Origin of the sequence: Dyadobacter sp. CY351, from assembly GCF_021502625.1 — a bacterium.
Lineage (GTDB): Bacteria > Bacteroidota > Bacteroidia > Cytophagales > Spirosomataceae > Dyadobacter > Dyadobacter chenhuakuii.
The window spans coordinates 12,837-33,863 of record NZ_JAKFFU010000019.1 but is presented as its reverse complement, the minus strand read 5'-3'; the positions used below and the strand labels follow the sequence as shown (position 1 = coordinate 33,863).

Sequence of the window (21,027 nt, the reverse complement as noted above, 5' to 3'; positions counted from 1 at the left end):
TTTAACGGAGCTATGGACACGAAATTCAGAAGCAGGACAAGGGTAAGGTTGCTTTCAAATTTTCTTTCCTATTCATAACAATCATTGATTTTTAACATGAAATACACACTATTATTAATGCTCATCCTGGGTGCATGGACGGCCAGGGCGCAGGAAGAGGCGGCCAGGTTTAAAGCCGCCGGAGTGGTGCATTATAGTGATTTCGGCGCCAAAGGTGATGGTAAGACGGACGACATCGACGCCATTGCCGCGACGCATGCATTTGCCAATTTGCACGGTTTGCGCGTGAAAGCCGACGACGGCGCCACTTACTACATTGGCGGAAAACACCTCACTGCCATTATCCGGACGGAAACTGATTTTGGCAAAGCGGCTTTCATTATTGATGATACCGAGGCGGAAAAACGTGATGCCTCCGTATTTATGGTTAGCTCGGCGCTTAAACCCTTTAAACTGGAAATGATCAGGTCACTAAAAAGAAACCAGAAAAAGATCAATACCACACTGCCCGGCCCCTGTCTTATCACGGTTACGAATGCAAATGTGAAGCAATACATTCGTTACGGTCTCAACCAAAACAATGGCTCTTCGCAGACGGATATTTTTGTTGTCGATAAAAATGGCAACGTGGATATGAACGCACCTATTATCTGGGATTTTGATAAAATAACCGAGATTACCGCGCTCCCGATTGATGAAAAACCATTGAAAATCAGTGGCGGACGCTTTACTACAATTGCCAACAAAGCAGAATCCAAATACAACTATTACAGCCGGAACATTGCCGTTCGGCGCTCTAATGTGACATTGGAAGGATTGGAACATCATATTAAAGGCGAAAGCGAGCAAGGCGCGCCTTACAATGGGTTTATCAGCATTGGCGACTGCTCCTATGTTACCGTAAAAAACACCATCCTGACCGGACACAAAACTTACAGCACCATTGGAACAGCTGATAAACCTGTGTCGATGGGCAGCTATGATCTTTCGGTGAACCGGGCGCTTAATGTCTCTTTTGTCAATTGCAGCCAGACGAATGACATCAATGACAGTAAATACTGGGGCATATTAGGCTCTAATTTCTGCAAAAACCTGCTTTATGACCATTGCACGCTTTCTCGCTTCGATGCACACCAGGGCGTTGCCAACGCCACCATCCGTAATTCCACGCTCGGTCACATGGGCATCAATGCTATTGGAACCGGACTGTTATTGGTGGAAAATTCGTGTATCCGTGGCAAAAACATTGTCAACCTGCGTTCGGATTATGGCAGCACCTGGCAAGGCGAGCTGGTGATCCGGAACTGCGTTTTTGTGCCGGTAAATGGCAAGCCTGTCAGTGCCAGCCTGATAGGCGGGTCCAATTCAGGGCAGCACGATTTCGGCTACATCTGTTACATGCCCGAAAAAATTACGATTGAGAATCTGCGCATCGAAGATTCCGCACACCCCGAAGCTTACGAAGGGCCAGCCATTTTTGCCAATTTCAATCCGGAGATGACAAGTGATTCCTACCAGGAAAAATTTCCATTTATCAAAACCAAACAGGTTGTGCTAAAAAATGTAACGACTTCCAGCGGTAAAAAGCTCAGGATCAGTGATAATGCGTTTATGTTTAAGGGTGTAAAGGTGAATGCTGGGTCAGTGAGCGGCAAATGATATTGTTTTAGTGTGAAAAAATCTTGTTGTACGACAACGTGAAACTATGTCGGGGGACAAGAAGCTAATTTTCTGCATATCGTTCCTTTGCATTGAACAATCAATCATGGGAGCTATGAACAGGATCGCATTAGCCAGAAAACGGGTGCCCGCTATCACGAAGGGCCGGTTATTAGCTATTTTTCTTCTCATTGGACTGGTCGCCTGCGCTCCCGAAAAGATCACAACCCAAATCGACAAGGATGGTGTGATAACCCAGCAACCTCACATTTGGAAATCATCGACTTCCAATGGTCCGCGTTCTTCCGGCCTGCATAGGGGATACATTGTAGAAGATCGCGGCGTGTTAGCTGTGGGTGTTCGTGAATCAGCCCAGAAAGTGGTTGGAGAGCGATTCTTGCAGTTGAAAGACCTGGAAACGGGTGAAAACTTGTGGGTCTGGGACGAATTTGAAAATAAATCCATTGGCACGCTGCGGCAAAGCATCGGACTTTATCCCGGAAGTATGCTGCTACATGACGCCAGTACAACCTATTGTATTAACACCCTGACAGGCAAAACAATCTGGAAAACCAGAAACCCGGAATTATCATTAAGACCTTACCCGGCATTTTTAGGAGAGCGGTATTTTATGCCTGGCAGGAGCTTGGAATCGCAGAAAAAACGCCGGATAGAACCAACGATTTTTGCAGGCGATGTAAGGACCGGTGCGCTTAAAGAAATCGTGAAACCTGTTATGCGTGATGAATACGCTTATATCGACTCAGATTCCCTGTATTACCGGGGCTCAATGCTGAATATGGAAGCGTTTAGCCGGAATGGTAGTGATTATCTGGTGGTGCCTTTCACGGAGCCGGGCCCGAAGGATCAGTACAATCACACGCGTGGTTATTTTGGCCTGTATAATCTCAGCGCGAAGAAATGGGTTTACGAAAGAATAGCCATCCGTCCCGATAATGGTGGTGCTTCGGCTTGTCTGAAGCCCATTGTGAATGGTGATAAAGTGTATGTAACCTCGCTGACGACGGTTGGATGTTTTGATCTGATGACCGGCAAAGAAATATGGAGGCGAAGCCTGTCGGACATGTTCACAGGTTTCAATGATTTTATCCTTGTCGAAGACAAACTTTTGCTCAACGGAGACAATGCGACACTCTATTGTGTGGATGCCAACACCGGATCACCGCGCTGGACCCAGAAGGCAAGCGCATTAACCAGTGACCTTTACCACCAGGATGGCGTGGTGTATTACATTTACACCAAGTCGCTGCTTGCTGTGGACGTTAACACAGGAAAGCTGCTTTGGGATATGCCCTCCCCAGACATTAAACTCGAAAGGCGGCACGACTCGTGGTTTGCCGGCTTCGTTACGGGTTCCCCTGGAAAAAATGGGAAGAAGGGCAAAATCTTTGCATCCACGAATTACAATGTATATTGTTTTGAGGCAGCGTTATAGCGGGAAGGTTTGTAAAATTTTTGACAAAACGGTATTTTTGTCCCGCCGCTCAGCCTTTGCACAGCGGCCATGCAGGAGGACGACCTCCCCCGTATTGGGAACCGAATCGGGACGGCCCGGCCTAAAAAGGTCAAAGTCATGTCTTGGATTTATTTGATTGCAGCCGGGCTTCTGGAAGTTGTCTGGGCTTACTTCATGAAGCAGTCGGAAGGTTTCACCCGGCTTATTCCTACCTCAATTACCCTCGTCGCAATGATCGCGAGTTTCGCCTTGCTGGCCATGGCTATGCGGACATTGCCATTGAGCACCGCCTACACCGTTTGGACGGGGATAGGCGCTGTTGGGGCATTTATCGTCGGCACTTTTCTGCTGGGCGAGCCAGCCAACGCAATGCGGATCACCGCTGCATTGTTCATCACGGCAGGGCTGGTATTAATGAAACTTTCATGAAAAAATAAGAAACGAAATGGATCAAATTACGATAGTTAAGGCTGGCGCTGACGATTTGACTACGGTTCAGCAGATTGGCAGGGAAACATTTTTCGAAACATTCGCAGCAGCCAACACCGAGGCGGATATGAAGCATTATCTGACCGAAAATTTCAGTGATGCTAAAATGGCCGCCGAACTCGACAATCCCGAATCACACTTTTTCATAGCCTGGCTCGGTGATAGTCCCGTCGGGTACATGAAATTAAATACGGGAAAAGCACAGACCGAGCTGCAAGATCCGACCTCTCTCGAAATCGAGCGAATTTATGTCAAAAGTGAATTTCACGGCAAAAAGGTAGGCCAGTTATTATACGACAAAGCGCTCGAAACCGCCCAACTCGAACAAAAAGCATATCTCTGGCTGGGCGTATGGGAAGAAAACCCAAAAGCCATCCGATTTTACGAAAAGAACGGCTTCACCGCCTTCGACAAACACATCTTCAAATTCGGAGCAGACGAGCAGACGGATATTATGATGAGGAAGATGCTTTGAGAGTCTATTTCTTATTCTTTTTCGTTTCTATCAAAACCTTCTTTCCTTCACGGTCCAGCCTTCGTTGCTCAATGATCTCTGCACGTCGTGTTTGCACTGCAAAATATGCGCAAAAGCAATTTCCGAAATCCGTGTATCACCATTCTGGGCTACCAGGTAACAAGCATATCTCGTGAGTGCGATATCTTGAACAGGTCTCTCGGATTCTGAGCCTATACTAACCATTTTCCTGACGTCAGGAAAATGGTTGTGATTCTCGAGTTTTTCGATCGCGATTCACTTATCGGATTGATTAATCTCTGTAGTATTTTATTTCTTATTTGGTCTTTCAAGTTTGCCACTGCTCTATTTTACTCAAAGCATTTATCAAACGGCATTGATTGCGGGATTTTTACCGTTAATTCATTCATCTCCGACCCATCAAAACTTTCTCCTATATTTGCCCTGCAAACGTTTAACAATACTCATTATGAACAGAAAATTGAGATGTAGGCCAAAAATGGCACTGGAGAAGCAGAAGGGTGAAAGTCCCTGGACCTACCAAAGTTCGCTTTGTTGACGTTTGCAGTGACTTCTCCTTTCTTTAACCAAATCCATTTTAACTATGCAAGCGTCAAATGGAAAAGGTGTTGGCTCGAACCAACATTCAGTCAACACAACGGTTGATGCACGTAACGTATCAAATGTTAGCACGCCGCTGACGCAATCACAAGCCGATTTTTTGTATCTCGTGGAATGTCAGGGTTCCGAGGAGTTGGCGCGGTCGCTTAAAATGGTTCATGACCTGGCGCTTTATCATTCAGACGTTCCGTTTGATACGGCTGAAAAATCGGCGCTTTTCGATGTGAAGGTACTTTGGGAAGGCTTCGAAAGAATGGGAGCGAAAGTTTAGTCAGGTTGGCGGGTGGCGGTGGCGGGGCGCCGCCAAAACCTCACATAACCCCTCCGCCCATCCGGCTTTTTTCGGCTTCGTTGCCTAAGCTCCTGTTTTTGGCTTGCTTTACAGTCTTTTTTCCGAAATTGTAATTGAATGAAAGCCTTATCCGCTGATTGTCGGCGTAGGAGCGCGTGGACGTGTAGACAGGCCCGTACGAGGTGACGTAGCGGTATGCCTGCGTCCGGAATACATCCTGGATGGAGATTTTTACATTGCCATTTTTGAGGACTGCTTTATTGAAACTGAGCCACATAAAATACACTTGCTTGTTTTGCATAATCGCAAACCGATAAGGCGAATTATAAATGAAGAGCAATTCGATTTTGTATCCTTTTGGCAAAGTGAATGTGTTATTGGTGTAAGAATTCATGCCAAATCCGCTGAAATTTACGCCGGGAATGTTGGCGATCGGTGTTTTGGTCCGGGAGGCATTTAAGACGACGGAGCAGTTGGTATACCACCATTTGAACAGCTCCTGGTTCCACGAAAGGCCTGCGTAGGCGCTGTTTACATGCTTCAAATTCTCGGGAATACTTACAAATGACCTGGTTTCCGGATCTGTGTAAATGACATCCGAAATGTAATCCTTTGTTCGCGTGTAATTGATGAAAAGCGAAAGTCCGCCTTTGGAAAACCCGGCATCAATGGTATGCTCGTAAGACGGACGAAGATTGGGATTTCCTACTGAAACAAGGTAAGGGTCTGAAAGCCAGCGATAAGGAATCAGGTAAGTGAGTGATGGTCTGGAAATTTTGCGGGCGTACGAAATATTGACCATATCGCCATTTTTCAAGCTTTTGTTCAGGCCTAAACTTGGAAATAATCCTGCATATTGCCGGCTCACGTCGGACCTGGTGAGTTCCTGACTGGTATTTTCGTAACGCAATCCCGATTGTACAGTCCAGCCGCTTTTGAATGCATTGTTGTAACCCGCATAGGCTGCATAGGAATGTTCCTTATAAATGCCGGAAACGCTAAAATCCGGGTCGATCGCGTATTGGCCCTCGATTTCGTTTTCCTGCGTGAGCGTATTGTTGTTTCCGATCACGATGTATTTCAATCCCGATTCCCAACGTCCGCGTTTTGTGGGTAATGTTAAATCAGCCTGCGCAATGAGGTTATTTTCGTCTTTTGGATTGCGGATCCTGGCCCTGGTCGGGTCGCCGGAAGAAACGCCTTCGAGGCTTCGTTCCTGGTAAATGAGGTGTTGCGTGTTCTTTTTGTCAAAATAACTTTTCGTGACATTAAAAGTTAGCTCTTTGCCTGCACTGTCCAGCTTTCCGGTGTAGTTGAAGTTAATGTCATAGTTCCGGGTTTTATCTGTAGTCAACCGGCTGACGTCCAGCAGCGAGTCCAGCCTTGCTGGGTAAGATTTAAAGCCGGTGTTCATGTTGGTTGTATAGTCGCTGTTCCGTGAGCCGCTATTGAGCCGGATGCCCATGGTGTTGTTTTTGTTTGGCGTATAGTCAATGCCGCTGAATGTGGAAAGTCCGTCGGTTTTGTAATTGGTCAATGCTTTGGTGTCCATAAATCCGCCGGGAAATTTGCGGATCAATTCGTCTTCCGAGCCAATATTTTCCAGCGTGCCATTGACAGAAGTGAAGACATTCCATTTCTCCGATCTGAAATTCACCGAGGCATCGGGATAAAAACGCCCGTATTCACCTTTGGAATAAATCAAGCTTAACCGACCGTTAAAGCCTCTTTCCAGACTCTTTTTTGTAATAATATTAATGACAGCCCCGAAACTTGCATCGTATTTGGCAGATGGATTTGGAATGACTTCGATTTTCAGGATGTCTTCCGCAGAGAAACTTTGCAGGAAGTTGGTGAGGGAAGTCTGGCTGGTTTGCCGGCCATCTACCAATATCAGAACATTGCTTTTGTTGCCAACCTTGATTCCCATCGGCGAGGATTGGACCAGAGGAGCGTATTTCAAAAGATCCTCTACTTTATTTCCCTTGGCTATGACGCTGTTAGCCACATTCAGGACCATCCGGTCGCCCTTATTTTCTACCAAACTACGCTGGCCCTTCACAGTAACTTCTTCCAGGTTAGCAGCTTCGTCAGCCAATGTGATCTGACGGAATTCCTGGATTTTATTTGTGTCGTTTAATATAAATTGATTGGTAAATGCTTTTGCAAAACCTACGTATTGAACACTGATCCTATACGCACCTTTCAAAGGGTGATCTATTTGAAAATCACCGTTTTCGTTGGTCAATCCGCCTTTTACAATGCTTGAATCGGCAGCTGCCAGAAGAGCCACCGTTGCGTAAGCTGCTCCCGCGTTATTTTTATCAGCAACCTTTCCTTTTACAATGTATTGCGCGCGTAGCATGCTTGTTATGAGAAGCATGCAGATCAGCAGAGCGGAGAATTTTTTCATGGAGCTGAGGATTGAATTGTACTGGTTTTTAGATTGTACAAATCAATCCGGAATACAGCGGATTTGAAATCTTCTTAGATCAAGTATGTTAAAAACTAGACGAAATAGGGTGCCGGTATTTCGTCGATTTCAGAAGCCGTTTCGTCGATCCGCTAGGCGGCTGTGAGTGGCATTGAGAGAATTACTTTGAATGTATGGTCCTTTGCAATCGTCTCAAAATGGTAACGATCCGGATAGTAGATTTCCAGTCGTTTTTTCAGGTTGGCGAGGCCCAGGCCAGTGGGTTGTTCAGGTGCTGGTTGCGCTTCGGCAGATCTTTGGGGAACGCTGTTGATAATGTTGCATTCCAGCTTATCGGGATGGATAAATATTTTTATATCAACAAAAGAAGGATGCCTTGAAGCATGTACACCGTGCTTGAATGCGTTTTCCACGAGTGTAATCAGCAATAGCGTCGGGATTTCGTGCGATTCCAGGATCCTTCCTTCCTGAACCAGGCTCACTTTGCAGCGATGCGTATTCCGGATCGATTCCAGCTGCACATATTGATTCAGATAGGCCATTTCTTTCTCTAGCTTAATAAATTCTTCATTGGCTTCATACAAAGCGAAACGAATGATTTCCGAAGACTTTTGTAAATACTCGGCAGCCTCTTCCGAAATGGGCAGGATCTTGGCATAAGCGGCATTCAGCACATTAAATACAAAATGCGGATTGATCTGTGTCTTCAAAACTTTCAGCTCCATGCCCAATGCTTCGGTTTGCAGTTTTTGCCGCAGAATGGTTTGCCGGGCTGCATATAGCCCAACTTTAACCGACGCTGTGAACAGTAGCAATTCTAGTTCTGAAAGATCGTAGGCAAGTACGGTCCAGGTCAGGGGATCTTCGAGCCGAAGCAGTTTTAAATGCAATCCCCCGATCAAGCGAAAGCGTTCCGGCATCGTTTCCAGGCCATAAGCCATATCAACAAACATGAAAATCAGCGTGTTGAAAGTATGCAGAGATAGAATGGTGCCGAAAAAAACGGCCAATCCCAGCAAAAATCCCTTTAAATACCTGCTAAGAAAGTTGTATAGTGCTACACAGAAATAGTAGTTTGGGATAAACTTTAAAAAATAAATCACACCCACCAGTGTGAAGCGCGGATCGGCAACGACGTTGGAAAGGGTAGGGAGTGAATAGGCAAAATGCAGCACAACGAAGCCTATCCAAAAACAGACGTGATGAGCGATCCGTACGGCCGGTGTTGGTGGGAAAATGAGAGATTCGAAAAACGAATGTTCAGTCCTGATGCTATTTCCCATGCTTATTTCGCTGTCAGCTGTCTGAATATCTCATCGCGGGTAGGCGAGACGGCGATGGCGACTTCCTTGCCATTTTGCAGTGTAATGGTGTTGCCCTCGATCATGCGGATTGCATTACGGTTGACAATGTAGGAGCGGTGCGTGCGTACAAATGGTGGGAACGGCAGCTTTTCCATCATCGCCGACATCGACATTAATGTGACGAGCACACCGCCGGTATAATGCACTTTAACATAGTCCTTTAAGCCCTCGATCAGGAAAATATCTTTAAACCAAACACAATACATTTTACGGTCAGCCCGGATCCAGACATATTCGTCATTGGCAGGACTTTCTGGTTTCATTTCTGGCAAAGGGGATGTTGGCTCAGGGATTTGGCCGCCTGTGATGAGCTTTCTCACTTTGGTGACGGCTTTTAAAAACCGGTCGAATCCGATGGGTTTCAGCAGAAAAGCGGTCACGTCAAATGTAAATCCGTCGACCGCGTATTCGGGATAAGCGGTGGTCATGATCACGTGCAGCTCGGGCGACTGGATAATGTTCAGCAGATCGAGGCCTGAAAGCTCAGGCATATTTACGTCGAGGAATATAATGTCGGGCTTTCGGGCCGCGACAATCTCGATCGCTTCAATGCCATTATAACAACTGCCCTCAAAGGCCAGCCACGGCACTTTTGCGATCAGAAATTTGAGCACCTCATGCGCTGGTTCCTCATCATCAATAATCAGACATTTTATTTTGCTTGTAGTTATATCGCTCATTGATTTTTAGTTTCCCATTGGAACAAGCACGCCGAGGTGAATTGATGCGCCGCGGTTGTGCATTTTCAGCTCCTCTACCAATGGCCGGAGTCCGAGGTGATAGCGTGCTTCCGTGAAAATCTTGAAGGATCTTGCAGGGTAAGCAATGCCTGCTCCTCCTGCGAGGCCGTAGTCGAATGTTCTTTCCCCAAAACCGCCCTCCAAATTGACCTTACCTGACTCCTCCTTGGTTACCTCACCATCGTAAGTTATTTTGGAAGTGTACTTCAACTTCATTTTGCCAACGCGGTAACGAAGTTCCGGCCCAATGGAAACAATGCCTTCCAATATTCCAATCCGCGGTTTCCATTGCAACAAAATTGGAAGTTCAATGAAGTTGGACAGAAATTTGCCCGTTTCTTTACTGCTCAGGATGGACCCGTTCAAAGGGCCTTCCCCGGAAGTTTCATATTGTGCACCACGCTGCGAAAAACCTGGCTCAACCTGAATGCTTAGGATGGGATTTATGGGTTTGTTAAAAAGCAATGCGACGTTCGCGCCAATTCTCGTGTCATACTCAAAAATGGTCCCAGGCTGAAAATCAGCAAAATTGACACCTCCTCGGATGCCAATACTATACTGAGCCTGCGACTTGGCGGCGGAAATGAAGATGAGCGCTGTAATCAGCAAACGAAAAATCGTTGTCTTTTTCATAATTGACACATTGAAAACAGGAGTATCCACTATATAACGTGCGGTGACATGTTACAATGTTCGGTATAATTTATAAATTTTCACAGCAAAAATTACATTTGGCATGGTGATGACATGCTGGCTTTTCAACAATATTAGGCCCTGGTTCTAACTCAGACTTCTTTTTGCAGGATAGGAAAATCAATATCGTCACCAAGCAAAAGCGCCATCCCGGCTATTAACAGCCCGAATATTCCGGCCGGAAAATGCCGTTGAGGGCGGCGATTGTCTTTTCTGCGATTTTGGTCCCGTCCGTTAGTTCAATGTAAGGGTTTGGATCGTCGGCGTGAATCTCCTGAATGACTCCCTGAGCGCGTTCCAGTCCGTTGATGTCCAGGATCATTTCTGCTTTTGCCCCGCGGTTTTTGATATCGGTCAGCATTTCCATAAAGCTTTCATTTACTGATAATGTTGTGCGAACGTCCATAATTTTGTGTTGGTTTTTTGTATTTAAATCAGCTGAATCAGCAATAATGTCTCAACTTAAAAACGTCCGGCCCGAACAATTAATTCAATGTTATTGGTCAATGATGCTATCCTCGTACCTTTGCGGCTTCAAAAAATGAGACGATGATTACAGTTGAGAATTTGGCCGTTGAATTTAGCGGTTCTGTCCTTTTTAGCGAAGTTTCCTTCGTGATAAATCCTACCGATAAAATTGCCCTGATGGGTAAGAATGGAGCGGGGAAATCCACCATGATGAAAATTATTGCGGGTGAGCAAAAAGCCAATCGCGGCCACGTGCGTGCGCCTAAGGATGCGGTGATCGCTTATTTGCCGCAACATTTGCTGACGGAAGACAACTGCACCGTGTTCGAGGAAGCGGCCAAAGCATTCAAGCAGGTTTTTGAAATGCGCGCCGAAATGGAAAAGCTGAACCACGCCCTCGAAACCCGCACGGATTACGAGAGCGATGAATATATGGCCATCATCGAGCAGGTGACTGAAATTGGTGAGAAATATTACCAGCTCGAAGAAGTCAATTACGACGCCGAAGTGGAGAAAGCATTGAAAGGACTGGGATTCCGGCCCGAAGATTTTCATCGGCAGACCAAGGAATTCAGCGGCGGCTGGCGTATGCGCATAGAGCTGGCCAAGATCCTTTTGCAAAAGCCTGACCTCATTTTGCTCGATGAGCCTACCAATCACATTGACATTGAATCGGTGATCTGGCTGGAAGATTTTTTGGTAAATAAGGCCAATGCAGTCATGGTGATTTCCCACGACCGGGCCTTCATCGACAACATTACCAACCGCACCATTGAAGTGACAATGGGACGTATTTTTGATTATAAAGCCAATTATTCGCATTATCTGGTGCTGCGCGAAGAGCGCCGCTCGCACCAGATCAAGGCATATCAGGAACAGCAGAAAATGATTGCAGACAACATGCAATTCATCGAACGCTTCCGCGGAACGTATTCCAAAACCAACCAGGTTTCTTCCCGCGAGCGCATGCTGGAGAAACTGGAAATCATCGAAATTGACGAAATCGACAATTCAGCCCTGAAACTTCGTTTCCCACCTTCCCCACGCTCGGGCGACTACCCGGTGACGGTGAAAGACGTTTCCAAATCTTATGGTGATCAGGTGGTGTTCAAAAATGCGAGCATGACCATTTCCAGAGGCGAAAAAGTCTCGTTTGTAGGCCGGAACGGAGAAGGGAAATCGACTATGATTAAAGCCATCATGGGGCAACTTGATGTGGAAGGAACCTGCCAGCTGGGGCATAATGTCAAAGTCGGCTATTTTGCGCAAAACCAGGCCTCGCTACTTGACCCAAGTCTGACTATTTTCCAAACTGTGGACGAAGTTGCAGAAGGTGATGTAAGAACGCAGATCAAGAACATTTTGGGTGCGTTTATGTTTCATGGTGAGGACATTGACAAAAAAGTAACCGTATTATCGGGAGGCGAGAAAACGCGGCTTGCCATGGTGAAGCTGCTTTTGGAGCCTGTCAACTTATTGATCCTCGATGAGCCTACGAACCACCTGGATTTGAAATCAAAGGATGTTTTAAAAGAAGCGCTCCGCAATTTTGACGGCACATTGGTGCTCGTTTCCCACGACCGCGACTTTTTACAAGGCTTATCTCAAAAAGTTTTCGAATTCAAGGACAAGCGGGTTATCGAACATTTCGAGACAATTGATGCTTTTTTGGAGCGGAATCGGATTAAGAGCATTGCAGACTTGCAGCTTGCGAAGTAGCATTACGATCGGTGGTGGGCGGTGAGGCTGGTGAGAGAGGTCGGATTTTTGCGTCTACGAATTATAATGTTTATTGTTCTCCGCGGTCGATGGCCGTCACGCATCAAATACCAGCGATTGGAGGACTGTTGGTGACAGTCCTTTTATTCTACTTTTGGGCACTTTGTGTGTCTGAGCTTTGTATCCACGGTCTCAAAACCTTTGTAACCTGCGGCATCACAACCCTGGTAAGCAGCCCCACCATACATCCGGCTACAATCAATGTCTTTAATGCGGGATGAAGCTCCTGGATAAACGGACCCAGAGCATAAGTCAGAAACAGGCTCGTTGGGTATACACCGCAAAGCGTTGCCGCTGCCATTTTCCATCTTGGAGGCGGAACCGGCGAGCGAAACCAGGCTTCGAGGCCGGTAAGCTCCCGATAAACCGGCTCTTCCGTCAGCGTGGATGCATAGGCTTCCCAGTCTTTGAAGAGCTTTGAGTTATAAAAAGCGTCACGCTCAGCCTGGTTGGCGAAAGTTCTTAATATGCCAATTTCCCTACTCTCGCTCCCTGGCAAAGCCGTCATCATTGCCGCACCATGAACCCCTCCATGCAAAAAAGAATCCCCCAAAAAATGCCGCAAAGCCTCTTTAAACTCATCCTCTTTTCCAGGAAGTACTTTACGGGTAATAGCTACATGAATAGGCATGGGAACGTTATCTGCATTTTGGATAGGATTGAATGTAAATATAATAAACGCAGGTTTTCTAGAAAGGCTTAGGGAATGTCCTGGAAGAGAAGGGCTGCCAACAACTTGGAGGGAGACGGGTCTCGAACTTTGCCTTTAATCGGCTCTCAATCAAGGTTTTATCTCCTTTATTTGACATGAACTACACGAAAGACTCACTATTTTTTATACATATAGTACAACAGTATATTTGTTATGTATAATTCTTTTAGCGAAAATTGACTAGTTTAGGGGTGATTTTCGCTGGTTTTTGAGTGAGTTTTCGGGTGGTTTTTGGTGTTCAAAGTTTGGAAAATGCCTGCGGTTTTTAGTGGTCGTAACTGCGATGTTGCTGGGGTAAAAATACGAATTTTTGCAAAAGTTTGTAATTCTGTTGCAGTAAGAAAGTGCGATACAAAATCAAACTTTCGGCAGTGATTGGCATTTGTTGCCGAAAGTTTGCCATGCGAATTCTCTTTGAATTGAAGAAATCTATTTATGGAGAACGTGGTAAAGGGTGTTCTTAACAGCAAACATCACCGAATGAATCTTTGCTTTCCCATAGAACCTTGTTATTTCTTCTTTCTCATCCTGATCCCCGCGTTCAAAGACTCTTTCAATAACAGCCTTTGATTGTTTCTCCCAATCAATGCGGCTAATGTCAGTATCCCAGAACAAAGACTTTCTCAATATCGTCAAATTAGGAGTCTGGTTTGCTTGTTTCTCCTTCTCCTTCTTGATGTCATAGTACGCTTGGAGAATTACAAATGTGCCCTCGTCAAGATCTAACCGCTTTTCAATTCTAAGTGCCAGTGCTGTGCTCAGGCTGCGTCTTCCTTTGACAATAGCATTAAAGCTCTGGGGATGTTCTGCAATAGATATGGCAAAAGGACGCTGCTTGATTGATCGCTTTTTGAGCTCCCGCTCAAGAATGATCCCCGGATGAATGCCTTTATACTTTTCAAACTGCTTTTCCATGTATCTAATATAAACATTTTTGCTTACATTTTAATGTAGCGATTTGACCATGCATTGTGTGTCAGTCGACGACTTTCGTTTTCATCAAGTCCGAACTAATATCTACCACTCTCACTTCCTTTGCAAATAACCATAGCACCTGATTGACCTTGTCAAGTCGAAGTGTTTTCTTGCCTTGTTCCAAGTCCAGGTCTGTTTTAATTAAAGTACTATGAGGCTTTACTTTATCATTTTGTTAAGCTTAATGCTGAGTTGTCAAATTTTCAAGTATTCCTAACAACTTGTACCGGGTCGTTAATTGTTTCTCTAATATGAGTGTATCTACCACAAATCGACTAGCGTGGATTTCCTTGGTACCACAACTAGGATTCACAGCATTGTTAATAGGTTTGTATTACATTCTAGGAATTACGCATTCCTTCTTTTTTGGAATTATGACCTACCTCGCCGGGTCCAGTTTGATCCAATTTTTTACCATAAAGCATCTTCGACAAGCGTTAAGGGATATCAAAGCAGGTGATTTTGATGCCGCGATTTTAGGATTTCAGTCTAGCTACGATATCCTAAGTAAGTATCCCTTGATAGATAAGTATCGATACTTGATTCTCCTGAGCTCGTCAAAAATCTCTTACAGGGAAATGGCATTGAATAATATCGCCTTTTGTTACTCTCAAATCGGAGAAGAAGAAAAGGCCATTGTTCTGTACAATCGAATGCTGGCAGAATACCCGGGCAGTACCCTGGCGAAAACTGCATTAGATAGTATTAACGCAATTCGAAAGGATAGCTGAAATTTTTGCAGTGATTGTGATGCCTCAATTTTCCCATCAATTGCTTATAGTTGTTCTGATATTTTAGATCAATTTTCAACTCAGGGCAATCGCTTACCTCTCACGAAGTGAAAAGTGATGGGGTTTACCCCTTGGCTGCAAATCCATGAGGCGGTTTAAGGAGCGGCGATAGCCGGGGGCGCCTAGCCGCGGTAAATAGCCTATTGATTTGAAGTCGTCACTTGTTGCTTTATACCTTTCGTTACGCTGAGTTGCAAAAGGGGCTATTATCTTTACTTGCTACTGTTTAAGCTTCCAGAAAGCCACGGTTTCAGCACTTTCGTAACCTGCGGCATCACGACCCAAGTAAGCAGCCCAACCATACATCCGGCCACAATCAAAGTTCTCAATGCAGGATGGAGCCCCTGAATGAACGGGCCAAGAACATAAGTCAGGAACAGGCTGGTAGGATATACTCCGCAAAGTGTTGCCACGGCCATTTTCCACCTTGGGGGAGGAACAGGTGAGCGGAACCAGGCTTCCAGCCCGGTAAGCTCCCGATAGACTGGCTCTTCGGTCAATGTCGATGCAAAGGCTTCCCAGTCTTTGAAAAGCTTTGAATTATAAAAAGCATCGCACTCGGCCTGGTTGGCGAAAGTCCTCAATATTCCTATTTCGCGGCTCTCGCTGCCCGGTAAAGCAGTCATCATCGCCGCACCATGAACGCCGCCATGCATAAAAGAATCTCCCAAAAAATGTCGCAACGCTTCTTTGAATTCTTCCTCTTTTCCAGGAAGTACTTTACGGGTAATAGCTACGTGAATGGGCATAGGAGTTGTTTATCAATTTGTTATGCGGTTAATAGTGAGTCTTTTTCTTAAAGTAAGTAACTATACAAAACTAAACCTGAAATCACAATGATGAAACAACACATCTTTACCGTAGTTGCTACCTTGTTTTTTACACAAGTAGGAATTGCCCAATCTACCGGGACCTTCACTGACTCGCGAGATGGTCAAACGTATAAAACAATCAGCTTTAAAGATTCGACAGGAAAAATTGTTACCTGGATGGCACAGAATCTAAACTATAAAATTGAAGGTAGCTATGCTTATGAAGACAATGAAAATAATAGAAAAGAACTTGGCTTACTGTACACTTGGGAGGCGGCAAAAAAAGCCTGTCCAAGCGGTTGGCATTTGTCGACAGATAGAGAATGGGCAATGCTGGTAAGCCAATTTGGAGGAACAGGCAAGGCCGGTGAAGCGCTAAAAAGCAGCAAAGGCTGGAATGAAGACGGTAACGGCACTAACAGCAGCGGGTTCGATGCGCCCGCAGGAGGTCATCGAAAACCTGATGGCAGTTATATGACCCAAGGTGTTCTCGGTATTTTTTGGACGTCGTCACCTGCTAATTCCGGTGATACGGCCTGGGGATGGAACTTTCACTATGGTGGTCCTCCCAGTAGCAATAAGGAAAATTTAACAAAAGCATTCCGTTGGGATATCCCAGTTTCTTCCGGACTTTCGGTTCGTCTGGTTCGGGATTAAGTTATTTGCATATCTCTGATACAACAACTCGGCACTGGAATTTTTCGGATTTATTTTTCTAAACCTCTCAGCATCATTCTTATATTCCCAATCACCATTGCCGCGTCGTCTCGATGCACAAAATGCCCGCTGTTGCTTAAATAGATCAGTGCGCCACCCTTACTGGAAGCGTGAATAAAGCGCCTCCATCTTAGCATATTGGAGCTATTTTTTACTTCAAAGAATCGCTCATGATCATAATCCTTACTCCGGCGTTCCATTGAAACTTCAAGTTTTCCTCCGACAAAAAACAGGATGGGCACCTGTGGAATGGGTAAGCTACTAAGCTCAGCGAAGTCGGTTTTTCGCAAATCAGTTAAAACTTGTCCCTCGCTCCATACGGCGTAGCGCGACGAATCTACTTTCGAAGGAGTGTATAATCGCTTAGTAAGCATTTCGTCAATTCGCTTTTCAGAAACACCAATTGCCCTGAAAATCTGATTCCAGTCCGCCTTTGTTTCTGTAAAATCTGCGGGATCAACAAACACGAGCCCCGCAATATCATCGGGATAATATCCTGCGAAAGCCCGCGTGTATACACCACCCATGGAATGACCGACCAATATATACGGCGGTTCAACTTTCAGTTCCTGCAAAAGTGATTTGAGGTTCGCTGCTATCTTCTGAGGAGTAGGCAGCTGGAAAACCTTTTCTGATTTATCCACGCCTTGCCTGTCATAAAGAAAAATAGGAGCGCCATTAGCAAGCGAATCCGTTATGGTATCCCAATTTCCTAGCCCCATACCCATACCATTTTCAAAAACCAAGACCGGCTGAGCCAGCTTTCTTTGCTCCAAGCTTCTCGTAAGAACGTGATAATTAACGCCGTTTACACTTACCATTTTTTCCTGAGAGAAAGCGGAGAGCGTGGATGCCAGTAGAGTTAGAATGGTTAGGATTTTTATCGACATATGGTGAGTATTGAAGAATGACTAACATAACTAATATTTGGGTAACTAATTCCTTTCTACAACTTTATCTAAATACCATTACTAAACCCGCCCCATGCAGCAAGGCCTTTACGAGAATTTAATTACCAAGCTTATCGATTCAAAGATAAGCTCCCTCGATAAACAACAATTCTTTGTAAAGGAAACACCTGTCGAAAAGAGCGAGGTCGCTCGCGTGCTTAGTCAGCATGTAAGTCGCCTTTTGAACTACGGTCTCAGCTTGATATCAGGAGATGATAGTATTGATCGTCAAATTACAGTATCAAATAAGATTATAAGCGTTCTTCGAACGGAGCTTGAGTACGCTGATTTTGACGAGGATTTAATCTCCCTAAATGGAAAAATCCTGAATGCTGTATTCGCGAAAATGGATGCGCCTTTCTCCGATTTTGAAAAACATATCAAGGAAATAACACCATTTACAGGTTTAGCACAAAGCGAGTTATTCACGGGTTCCAATGTCGGGCTTTCGCTCGAAAGTGAGTTGAAAAAAGAAATACTGTCTTCTGATAAGATATACTTCCTTGTTTCCTTCATTAAATGGTCGGGTATTAGAATCTTCCGGAAGGAACTTGAAGAATTTACCCGTTGCGGTAATTCCCTTAAAATCATCACGACCTCCTACATGGGCGCGACCGACTTGAAAGCAGTGGAGTTTTTAGCCGGATTGCCCAATTGTGAAGTGAAGGTCTCATACAATACTGAAAACGAGCGGCTACACGCCAAATCGTATTTGTTTTTCCGAAATACCGGCTTCAATACCGGCTACATTGGCTCATCCAATATTTCAAGGAGCGCGCTAACCAGCGGACTGGAGTGGAACTTGAAAGTAACGACTCAGGAAGTTGGTCACATCATAGATAAATTCGCGAAGACTTTTGAAACGTATTGGCAAGACGGAGAACTCGAATATTTTAGGTCAGGGGAACATTCGGAGAAACTAAAAATTGCCCTCGGGAGAGAGAAGAATAAAGGCCAGGTCGAAGGGACTTCTTTCTTTGATATAAAGCCTTTACCGTTCCAGGAAGAAATTTTAGAAAAGCTTTTAGCAGAAAGGGAAATTCATAATAGATATAGAAACTTGATTGTCGCTGCGACCGGTACAGGCAAAACGGGAGTCTCGGCATTTGATTTCAAAAACTTTCTGAAAACCCAACCAAACGCAAGATTGCTTTTCGTCGCACACAGAAAGGAAATATTGATGCAGGCAAGGGCAACTTTTGCAGGCATTCTGCGCGACAACAACTTTGGCGACCTCTGGGTTGACGGCATCGAGCCAGACAACTACGATGTTGTGTTTGCGTCCGTGATGACTCTTGCAAATCGCATTGAGGAGCTACCGCTTTCGGAAAGCTATTATGACTTCATTATCTTTGATGAAGTGCACCACATTGCCGCTAATAGCTACCGTCCAATTCTAAATAAATTTAAGCCGAAGGTGCTTCTTGGCTTAACCGCGACTCCCGAGCGTACCGACGGGGCTGATATTCTGGCGGATTTTTGTGATACAATTGCAGCGGAAATCAGATTGCCTGAGGCAATGAACAGGAAACTGCTTTGTCCATTTCAATATTTTGGAATTAGCGACAGTACAGATTTATCTAATGCAACCTGGCAGAATGGACGCTATCTTCCAAGCGAGCTGACGAGAATTTACACCCATAATGATCTTCGGGTGGGAGAAATAATTAATCATTGCAGAAACTATCTCACAGACTATGAGGATGTCAGGGCACTGAGTTTTTGTGTAACTCGGGAACACGCCATTTACATGGCAGAAAAGTTTACATTGGCGGGCTTAAAAGCGGATTACCTTATTAGCGGAGGTGACCGCGAAGAATTGAGATCCACTATTAAATCTAAATTGTTGCGAAAGGATATCAATTACCTCTTCGTGGTTGATATTTTCAATGAAGGTGTCGATATCCCAGAAATTGACACAGTGCTGTTTTTACGGCCTACCGAAAGCTTGACCGTGTTTCTTCAACAACTTGGTAGGGGTTTGCGACTGTCAGAAGGTAAGGAGTGCTTGACTGTTCTTGACTTTGTCGGCAATGCCCGGCCAGAATACGATTTTGAAGGTAAATTCAGAGCGCTCATAGGTAAAACCAATACTTCCACGCTGGAAGAGCTCGAACGTGATTTCCCACATTTGCCATTGGGATGCTCCATTGTTTTGGAAAAGAAGGCAAAGGAAATCATTCTAAAAAACATAAGGTCGGCGACCCAGCTCAATACCAATCAGCTCGTTACCAAGATTGCCAATTTCCGGCATCAAACCACAATGCCTTTATCGCTAAAAAACTTTGTCGCTTTCCATAACATTCCGCTGCAAGCGATTTACAAGCGAGCGACTTGGAGCAAACTCTGTCAGTTGGCGAATCGGTTGGACGATCTCTTGCCAATCAATGAGGAGGAGACGAAGCGCACGATCCTAAAAAAATGGCTTTGCTGTAATTCATTCAGCTATTTGTCATTCATTCTAAGGATGGCGAAGCAGAAGTTTCAGGTAGATGTAGATGCGTTGCCCGGTCATGAAAAGTTAATGCTAACCATGCTTCACTACGACTTTTGGCAAAGCCCAGGCGGAGCAGAAGACCTTTCGGCAAGTATTGCAAAAATTGGAAGAAATGAACAGCTAGTGAAAGAAATGGTCGAGCTGCTCGAACTTGTTATCGACAGAATTGCGCACATTGAAACGGACGCTGATCTGCCTTTCGTTCAACCGCTCAAAGTGCATAGCCGATATTCGAGAGAACAGATCTTGGCAGCTTTCGGAGAAAGCACGTTCGAAAGGAAATCTAGCAACCGGGAAGGGGTCGTAAACCTGGAAGCGAAAAATGCGGAGCTGCTGCTCATAACGCTGGAAAAGACAGAAGGAAATTATTCTCCGACCACATTGTATAACGATTATGCAGTCAGTGAAAGGATATTTCACTGGCAGTCTCAGAACACCGCCCGTCCTGAAACAGGCAAGGGGCTGTCATATGTAAAGCAAAAGCAAACGGGGAAATCGATTCTTCTTTTTGTGCGGGAGAAGAACGATGATAAATTCAATAATACGATTGCCTATGTCTTCCTGGGCCTGGCGGATTATATCGATCATTATGGAGCGAAGCCAATGAGTATTAATTGGGCATTGCGCGAGTCAGCTCCGCATTATATCTGGAAGGATATGGCGAAGATGGCGGTTGGGTGAAGTTATTTCATTGTAACCAGTGCGGTCTCAACCCCTGGCAGCAAGTATGAAAATGTTTGTTGCCAATGCTCCGCTTGGTCCCCCATGCCAGCCCGAAGATATTACGTAAGCGGTTGAAATTCTTGCTTTCGATGATGCGGAGTGGATTAATGGGGAGCAAATTTCTGTTTCGGGGGGATGTTTGAAGTTTGTTTCATTCGTCGCTAGGTCTAAAATTTGTCGTATACGAAATAAGAAAGAAAGCTTCCGTAGCCACCAGGTTCGTTATAACAATATTTGCCTGCCGCGAGATTTATACACTTCTGAGAGTAAATTGTCTTTTATCAATCCGTAGTACAAACTTTTACGGCGAAAAGACTTTGCTCATATGACCGCACAATTCTGAGGGAATTAAGATTTAC

General features: G+C 45.1%; 18 protein-coding genes. 9 read left to right on the top strand and 9 right to left on the bottom strand.

Features of this window, described 5'->3' with window-relative positions:
• The first annotated feature begins 96 nt into the window (after window positions 1-96).
• The 5 genes from L0660_RS25930 to L0660_RS25910 all read left to right on the top strand — a co-directional run bounded on the left by L0660_RS25930 (window position 97) and on the right by L0660_RS25910 (window position 4,992).
• Window positions 97-1,659, top strand: a complete 1,563-nt coding sequence (locus L0660_RS25930; protein ID WP_235162011.1) for a hypothetical protein — start codon at window positions 97-99, stop codon at window positions 1,657-1,659.
• 115 nt (window positions 1,660-1,774) lie between these two features.
• Window positions 1,775-3,115: a PQQ-binding-like beta-propeller repeat protein gene (locus tag L0660_RS25925; protein WP_233794963.1), complete on the top strand. Its 1,341-nt coding sequence runs from the start codon at window positions 1,775-1,777 to the stop codon at window positions 3,113-3,115.
• A gap of 138 nt (window positions 3,116-3,253) precedes the next feature.
• Window positions 3,254-3,565 (top strand): multidrug efflux SMR transporter, encoded by a 312-nt coding sequence (locus L0660_RS25920; RefSeq protein ID WP_233794964.1) that lies wholly within the window; start codon window positions 3,254-3,256, stop codon window positions 3,563-3,565.
• 16 nt (window positions 3,566-3,581) lie between these two features.
• The gene (locus L0660_RS25915) at window positions 3,582-4,100 is read left to right on the top strand and encodes a GNAT family N-acetyltransferase (protein WP_233794965.1); all 519 of its coding nucleotides are present in this window, start codon (window positions 3,582-3,584) and stop codon (window positions 4,098-4,100) included.
• A gap of 604 nt (window positions 4,101-4,704) precedes the next feature.
• Entirely contained in the window at window positions 4,705-4,992 is a 288-nt protein-coding gene (locus L0660_RS25910) for a hypothetical protein (RefSeq protein ID WP_233794966.1), read from the top strand.
• 40 nt (window positions 4,993-5,032) lie between these two features.
• On the opposite strand, the gene L0660_RS25905 is transcribed toward L0660_RS25910, so the two are convergent.
• From L0660_RS25905 to L0660_RS25885, 5 genes are all read right to left on the bottom strand, one after another.
• Window positions 5,033-7,426: an outer membrane beta-barrel protein gene (locus L0660_RS25905; RefSeq protein WP_235162010.1), complete on the bottom strand. Its 2,394-nt coding sequence runs from the start codon at window positions 7,424-7,426 to the stop codon at window positions 5,033-5,035.
• A gap of 152 nt (window positions 7,427-7,578) precedes the next feature.
• Window positions 7,579-8,730, bottom strand: a complete 1,152-nt coding sequence (locus tag L0660_RS25900) for a sensor histidine kinase (RefSeq protein ID WP_235162009.1) — start codon at window positions 8,728-8,730, stop codon at window positions 7,579-7,581.
• A 2-nt stretch (window positions 8,731-8,732) separates the two neighbouring features.
• Window positions 8,733-9,491 carry a LytTR family DNA-binding domain-containing protein gene (locus L0660_RS25895; protein ID WP_235162008.1) on the bottom strand — a complete coding sequence of 253 codons (759 nt, stop codon included), beginning with the start codon at window positions 9,489-9,491 and terminating at the stop codon, window positions 8,733-8,735.
• Between the two features lie 6 nt (window positions 9,492-9,497).
• A complete protein-coding gene (locus L0660_RS25890) occupies window positions 9,498-10,184 on the bottom strand; it encodes a porin family protein (protein WP_235162007.1) in 687 nt (228 codons plus the stop codon).
• 217 nt (window positions 10,185-10,401) lie between these two features.
• Window positions 10,402-10,650, bottom strand: coding sequence for a hypothetical protein (locus L0660_RS25885; protein WP_235162006.1), 249 nt, complete (start codon window positions 10,648-10,650; stop codon window positions 10,402-10,404).
• 143 nt (window positions 10,651-10,793) lie between these two features.
• On the opposite strand from L0660_RS25885, the gene L0660_RS25880 reads away from it, so the two are divergent.
• The gene (locus tag L0660_RS25880) at window positions 10,794-12,431 is read left to right on the top strand and encodes an ABC-F family ATP-binding cassette domain-containing protein (RefSeq protein ID WP_235162005.1); all 1,638 of its coding nucleotides are present in this window, start codon (window positions 10,794-10,796) and stop codon (window positions 12,429-12,431) included.
• Window positions 12,432-12,579: 148 nt separating this feature from the next.
• Here the strand turns inward: L0660_RS25880 and L0660_RS25875 are convergent, their stop codons facing one another.
• Both L0660_RS25875 and L0660_RS25870 read right to left on the bottom strand, forming a co-directional pair.
• Window positions 12,580-13,122, bottom strand: coding sequence for an antibiotic biosynthesis monooxygenase (locus L0660_RS25875; RefSeq protein WP_235162004.1), 543 nt, complete (start codon window positions 13,120-13,122; stop codon window positions 12,580-12,582).
• A gap of 510 nt (window positions 13,123-13,632) precedes the next feature.
• A complete protein-coding gene (locus L0660_RS25870; RefSeq protein WP_235162003.1) occupies window positions 13,633-14,118 on the bottom strand; it encodes a DUF6922 domain-containing protein in 486 nt (161 codons plus the stop codon).
• 311 nt (window positions 14,119-14,429) lie between these two features.
• Between L0660_RS25870 and L0660_RS25865 the strand changes: the two genes are divergently transcribed.
• The gene (locus L0660_RS25865) at window positions 14,430-14,909 is read left to right on the top strand and encodes a tol-pal system YbgF family protein (RefSeq protein WP_149640380.1); all 480 of its coding nucleotides are present in this window, start codon (window positions 14,430-14,432) and stop codon (window positions 14,907-14,909) included.
• A 272-nt stretch (window positions 14,910-15,181) separates the two neighbouring features.
• On the opposite strand, the gene L0660_RS25860 is transcribed toward L0660_RS25865, so the two are convergent.
• Window positions 15,182-15,718: an antibiotic biosynthesis monooxygenase gene (locus tag L0660_RS25860; protein WP_149640379.1), complete on the bottom strand. Its 537-nt coding sequence runs from the start codon at window positions 15,716-15,718 to the stop codon at window positions 15,182-15,184.
• Between the two features lie 87 nt (window positions 15,719-15,805).
• Here L0660_RS25860 and L0660_RS25855 point away from each other — a divergent pair, with 87 nt between their 5' ends.
• Window positions 15,806-16,438: an FISUMP domain-containing protein gene (locus L0660_RS25855; protein ID WP_235162002.1), complete on the top strand. Its 633-nt coding sequence runs from the start codon at window positions 15,806-15,808 to the stop codon at window positions 16,436-16,438.
• Window positions 16,439-16,488: 50 nt separating this feature from the next.
• Here L0660_RS25855 and L0660_RS25850 read toward each other — a convergent pair whose 3' ends face one another.
• Complete coding sequence (locus L0660_RS25850) at window positions 16,489-17,388, bottom strand: alpha/beta fold hydrolase (protein WP_235162001.1); 900 nt, start codon at window positions 17,386-17,388, stop codon at window positions 16,489-16,491.
• A 94-nt stretch (window positions 17,389-17,482) separates the two neighbouring features.
• Between L0660_RS25850 and L0660_RS25845 the strand changes: the two genes are divergently transcribed.
• Window positions 17,483-20,626 carry a DUF3427 domain-containing protein gene (locus tag L0660_RS25845; RefSeq protein WP_235162000.1) on the top strand — a complete coding sequence of 1,048 codons (3,144 nt, stop codon included), beginning with the start codon at window positions 17,483-17,485 and terminating at the stop codon, window positions 20,624-20,626.
• Window positions 20,627-21,027 lie beyond the last annotated feature (401 nt).

Excerpts from the sequence above, each read along its gene's own strand:
- L0660_RS25915 (WP_233794965.1), top strand. The coding sequence starts at position 3,582 with ATGGATCAAATTACGATAGTTAAGGCTGGCGCTGACGATTTGACTACG.
- L0660_RS25930 (WP_235162011.1), top strand. The coding sequence starts at position 97 with ATGAAATACACACTATTATTAATGCTCATCCTGGGTGCATGGACGGCC.
- L0660_RS25895 (WP_235162008.1), bottom strand. The coding sequence starts at position 9,491 with ATGAGCGATATAACTACAAGCAAAATAAAATGTCTGATTATTGATGAT.
- L0660_RS25865 (WP_149640380.1), top strand. The coding sequence starts at position 14,430 with ATGAGTGTATCTACCACAAATCGACTAGCGTGGATTTCCTTGGTACCA.
- L0660_RS25885 (WP_235162006.1), bottom strand. The coding sequence starts at position 10,650 with ATGGACGTTCGCACAACATTATCAGTAAATGAAAGCTTTATGGAAATG.
- L0660_RS25855 (WP_235162002.1), top strand. The coding sequence starts at position 15,806 with ATGATGAAACAACACATCTTTACCGTAGTTGCTACCTTGTTTTTTACA.
- L0660_RS25880 (WP_235162005.1), top strand. The coding sequence starts at position 10,794 with ATGATTACAGTTGAGAATTTGGCCGTTGAATTTAGCGGTTCTGTCCTT.
- L0660_RS25860 (WP_149640379.1), bottom strand. The coding sequence starts at position 15,718 with ATGCCCATTCACGTAGCTATTACCCGTAAAGTACTTCCTGGAAAAGAG.
- L0660_RS25910 (WP_233794966.1), top strand. The coding sequence starts at position 4,705 with ATGCAAGCGTCAAATGGAAAAGGTGTTGGCTCGAACCAACATTCAGTC.
- L0660_RS25875 (WP_235162004.1), bottom strand. The coding sequence starts at position 13,122 with ATGCCTATTCATGTAGCTATTACCCGTAAAGTACTTCCTGGAAAAGAG.
- L0660_RS25890 (WP_235162007.1), bottom strand. The coding sequence starts at position 10,184 with ATGAAAAAGACAACGATTTTTCGTTTGCTGATTACAGCGCTCATCTTC.
- L0660_RS25905 (WP_235162010.1), bottom strand. The coding sequence starts at position 7,426 with ATGAAAAAATTCTCCGCTCTGCTGATCTGCATGCTTCTCATAACAAGC.
- L0660_RS25870 (WP_235162003.1), bottom strand. The coding sequence starts at position 14,118 with ATGGAAAAGCAGTTTGAAAAGTATAAAGGCATTCATCCGGGGATCATT.
- L0660_RS25925 (WP_233794963.1), top strand. The coding sequence starts at position 1,775 with ATGAACAGGATCGCATTAGCCAGAAAACGGGTGCCCGCTATCACGAAG.
- L0660_RS25920 (WP_233794964.1), top strand. The coding sequence starts at position 3,254 with ATGTCTTGGATTTATTTGATTGCAGCCGGGCTTCTGGAAGTTGTCTGG.
- L0660_RS25845 (WP_235162000.1), top strand. The coding sequence starts at position 17,483 with ATGCAGCAAGGCCTTTACGAGAATTTAATTACCAAGCTTATCGATTCA.
- L0660_RS25850 (WP_235162001.1), bottom strand. The coding sequence starts at position 17,388 with ATGTCGATAAAAATCCTAACCATTCTAACTCTACTGGCATCCACGCTC.
- L0660_RS25900 (WP_235162009.1), bottom strand. The coding sequence starts at position 8,730 with ATGGGAAATAGCATCAGGACTGAACATTCGTTTTTCGAATCTCTCATT.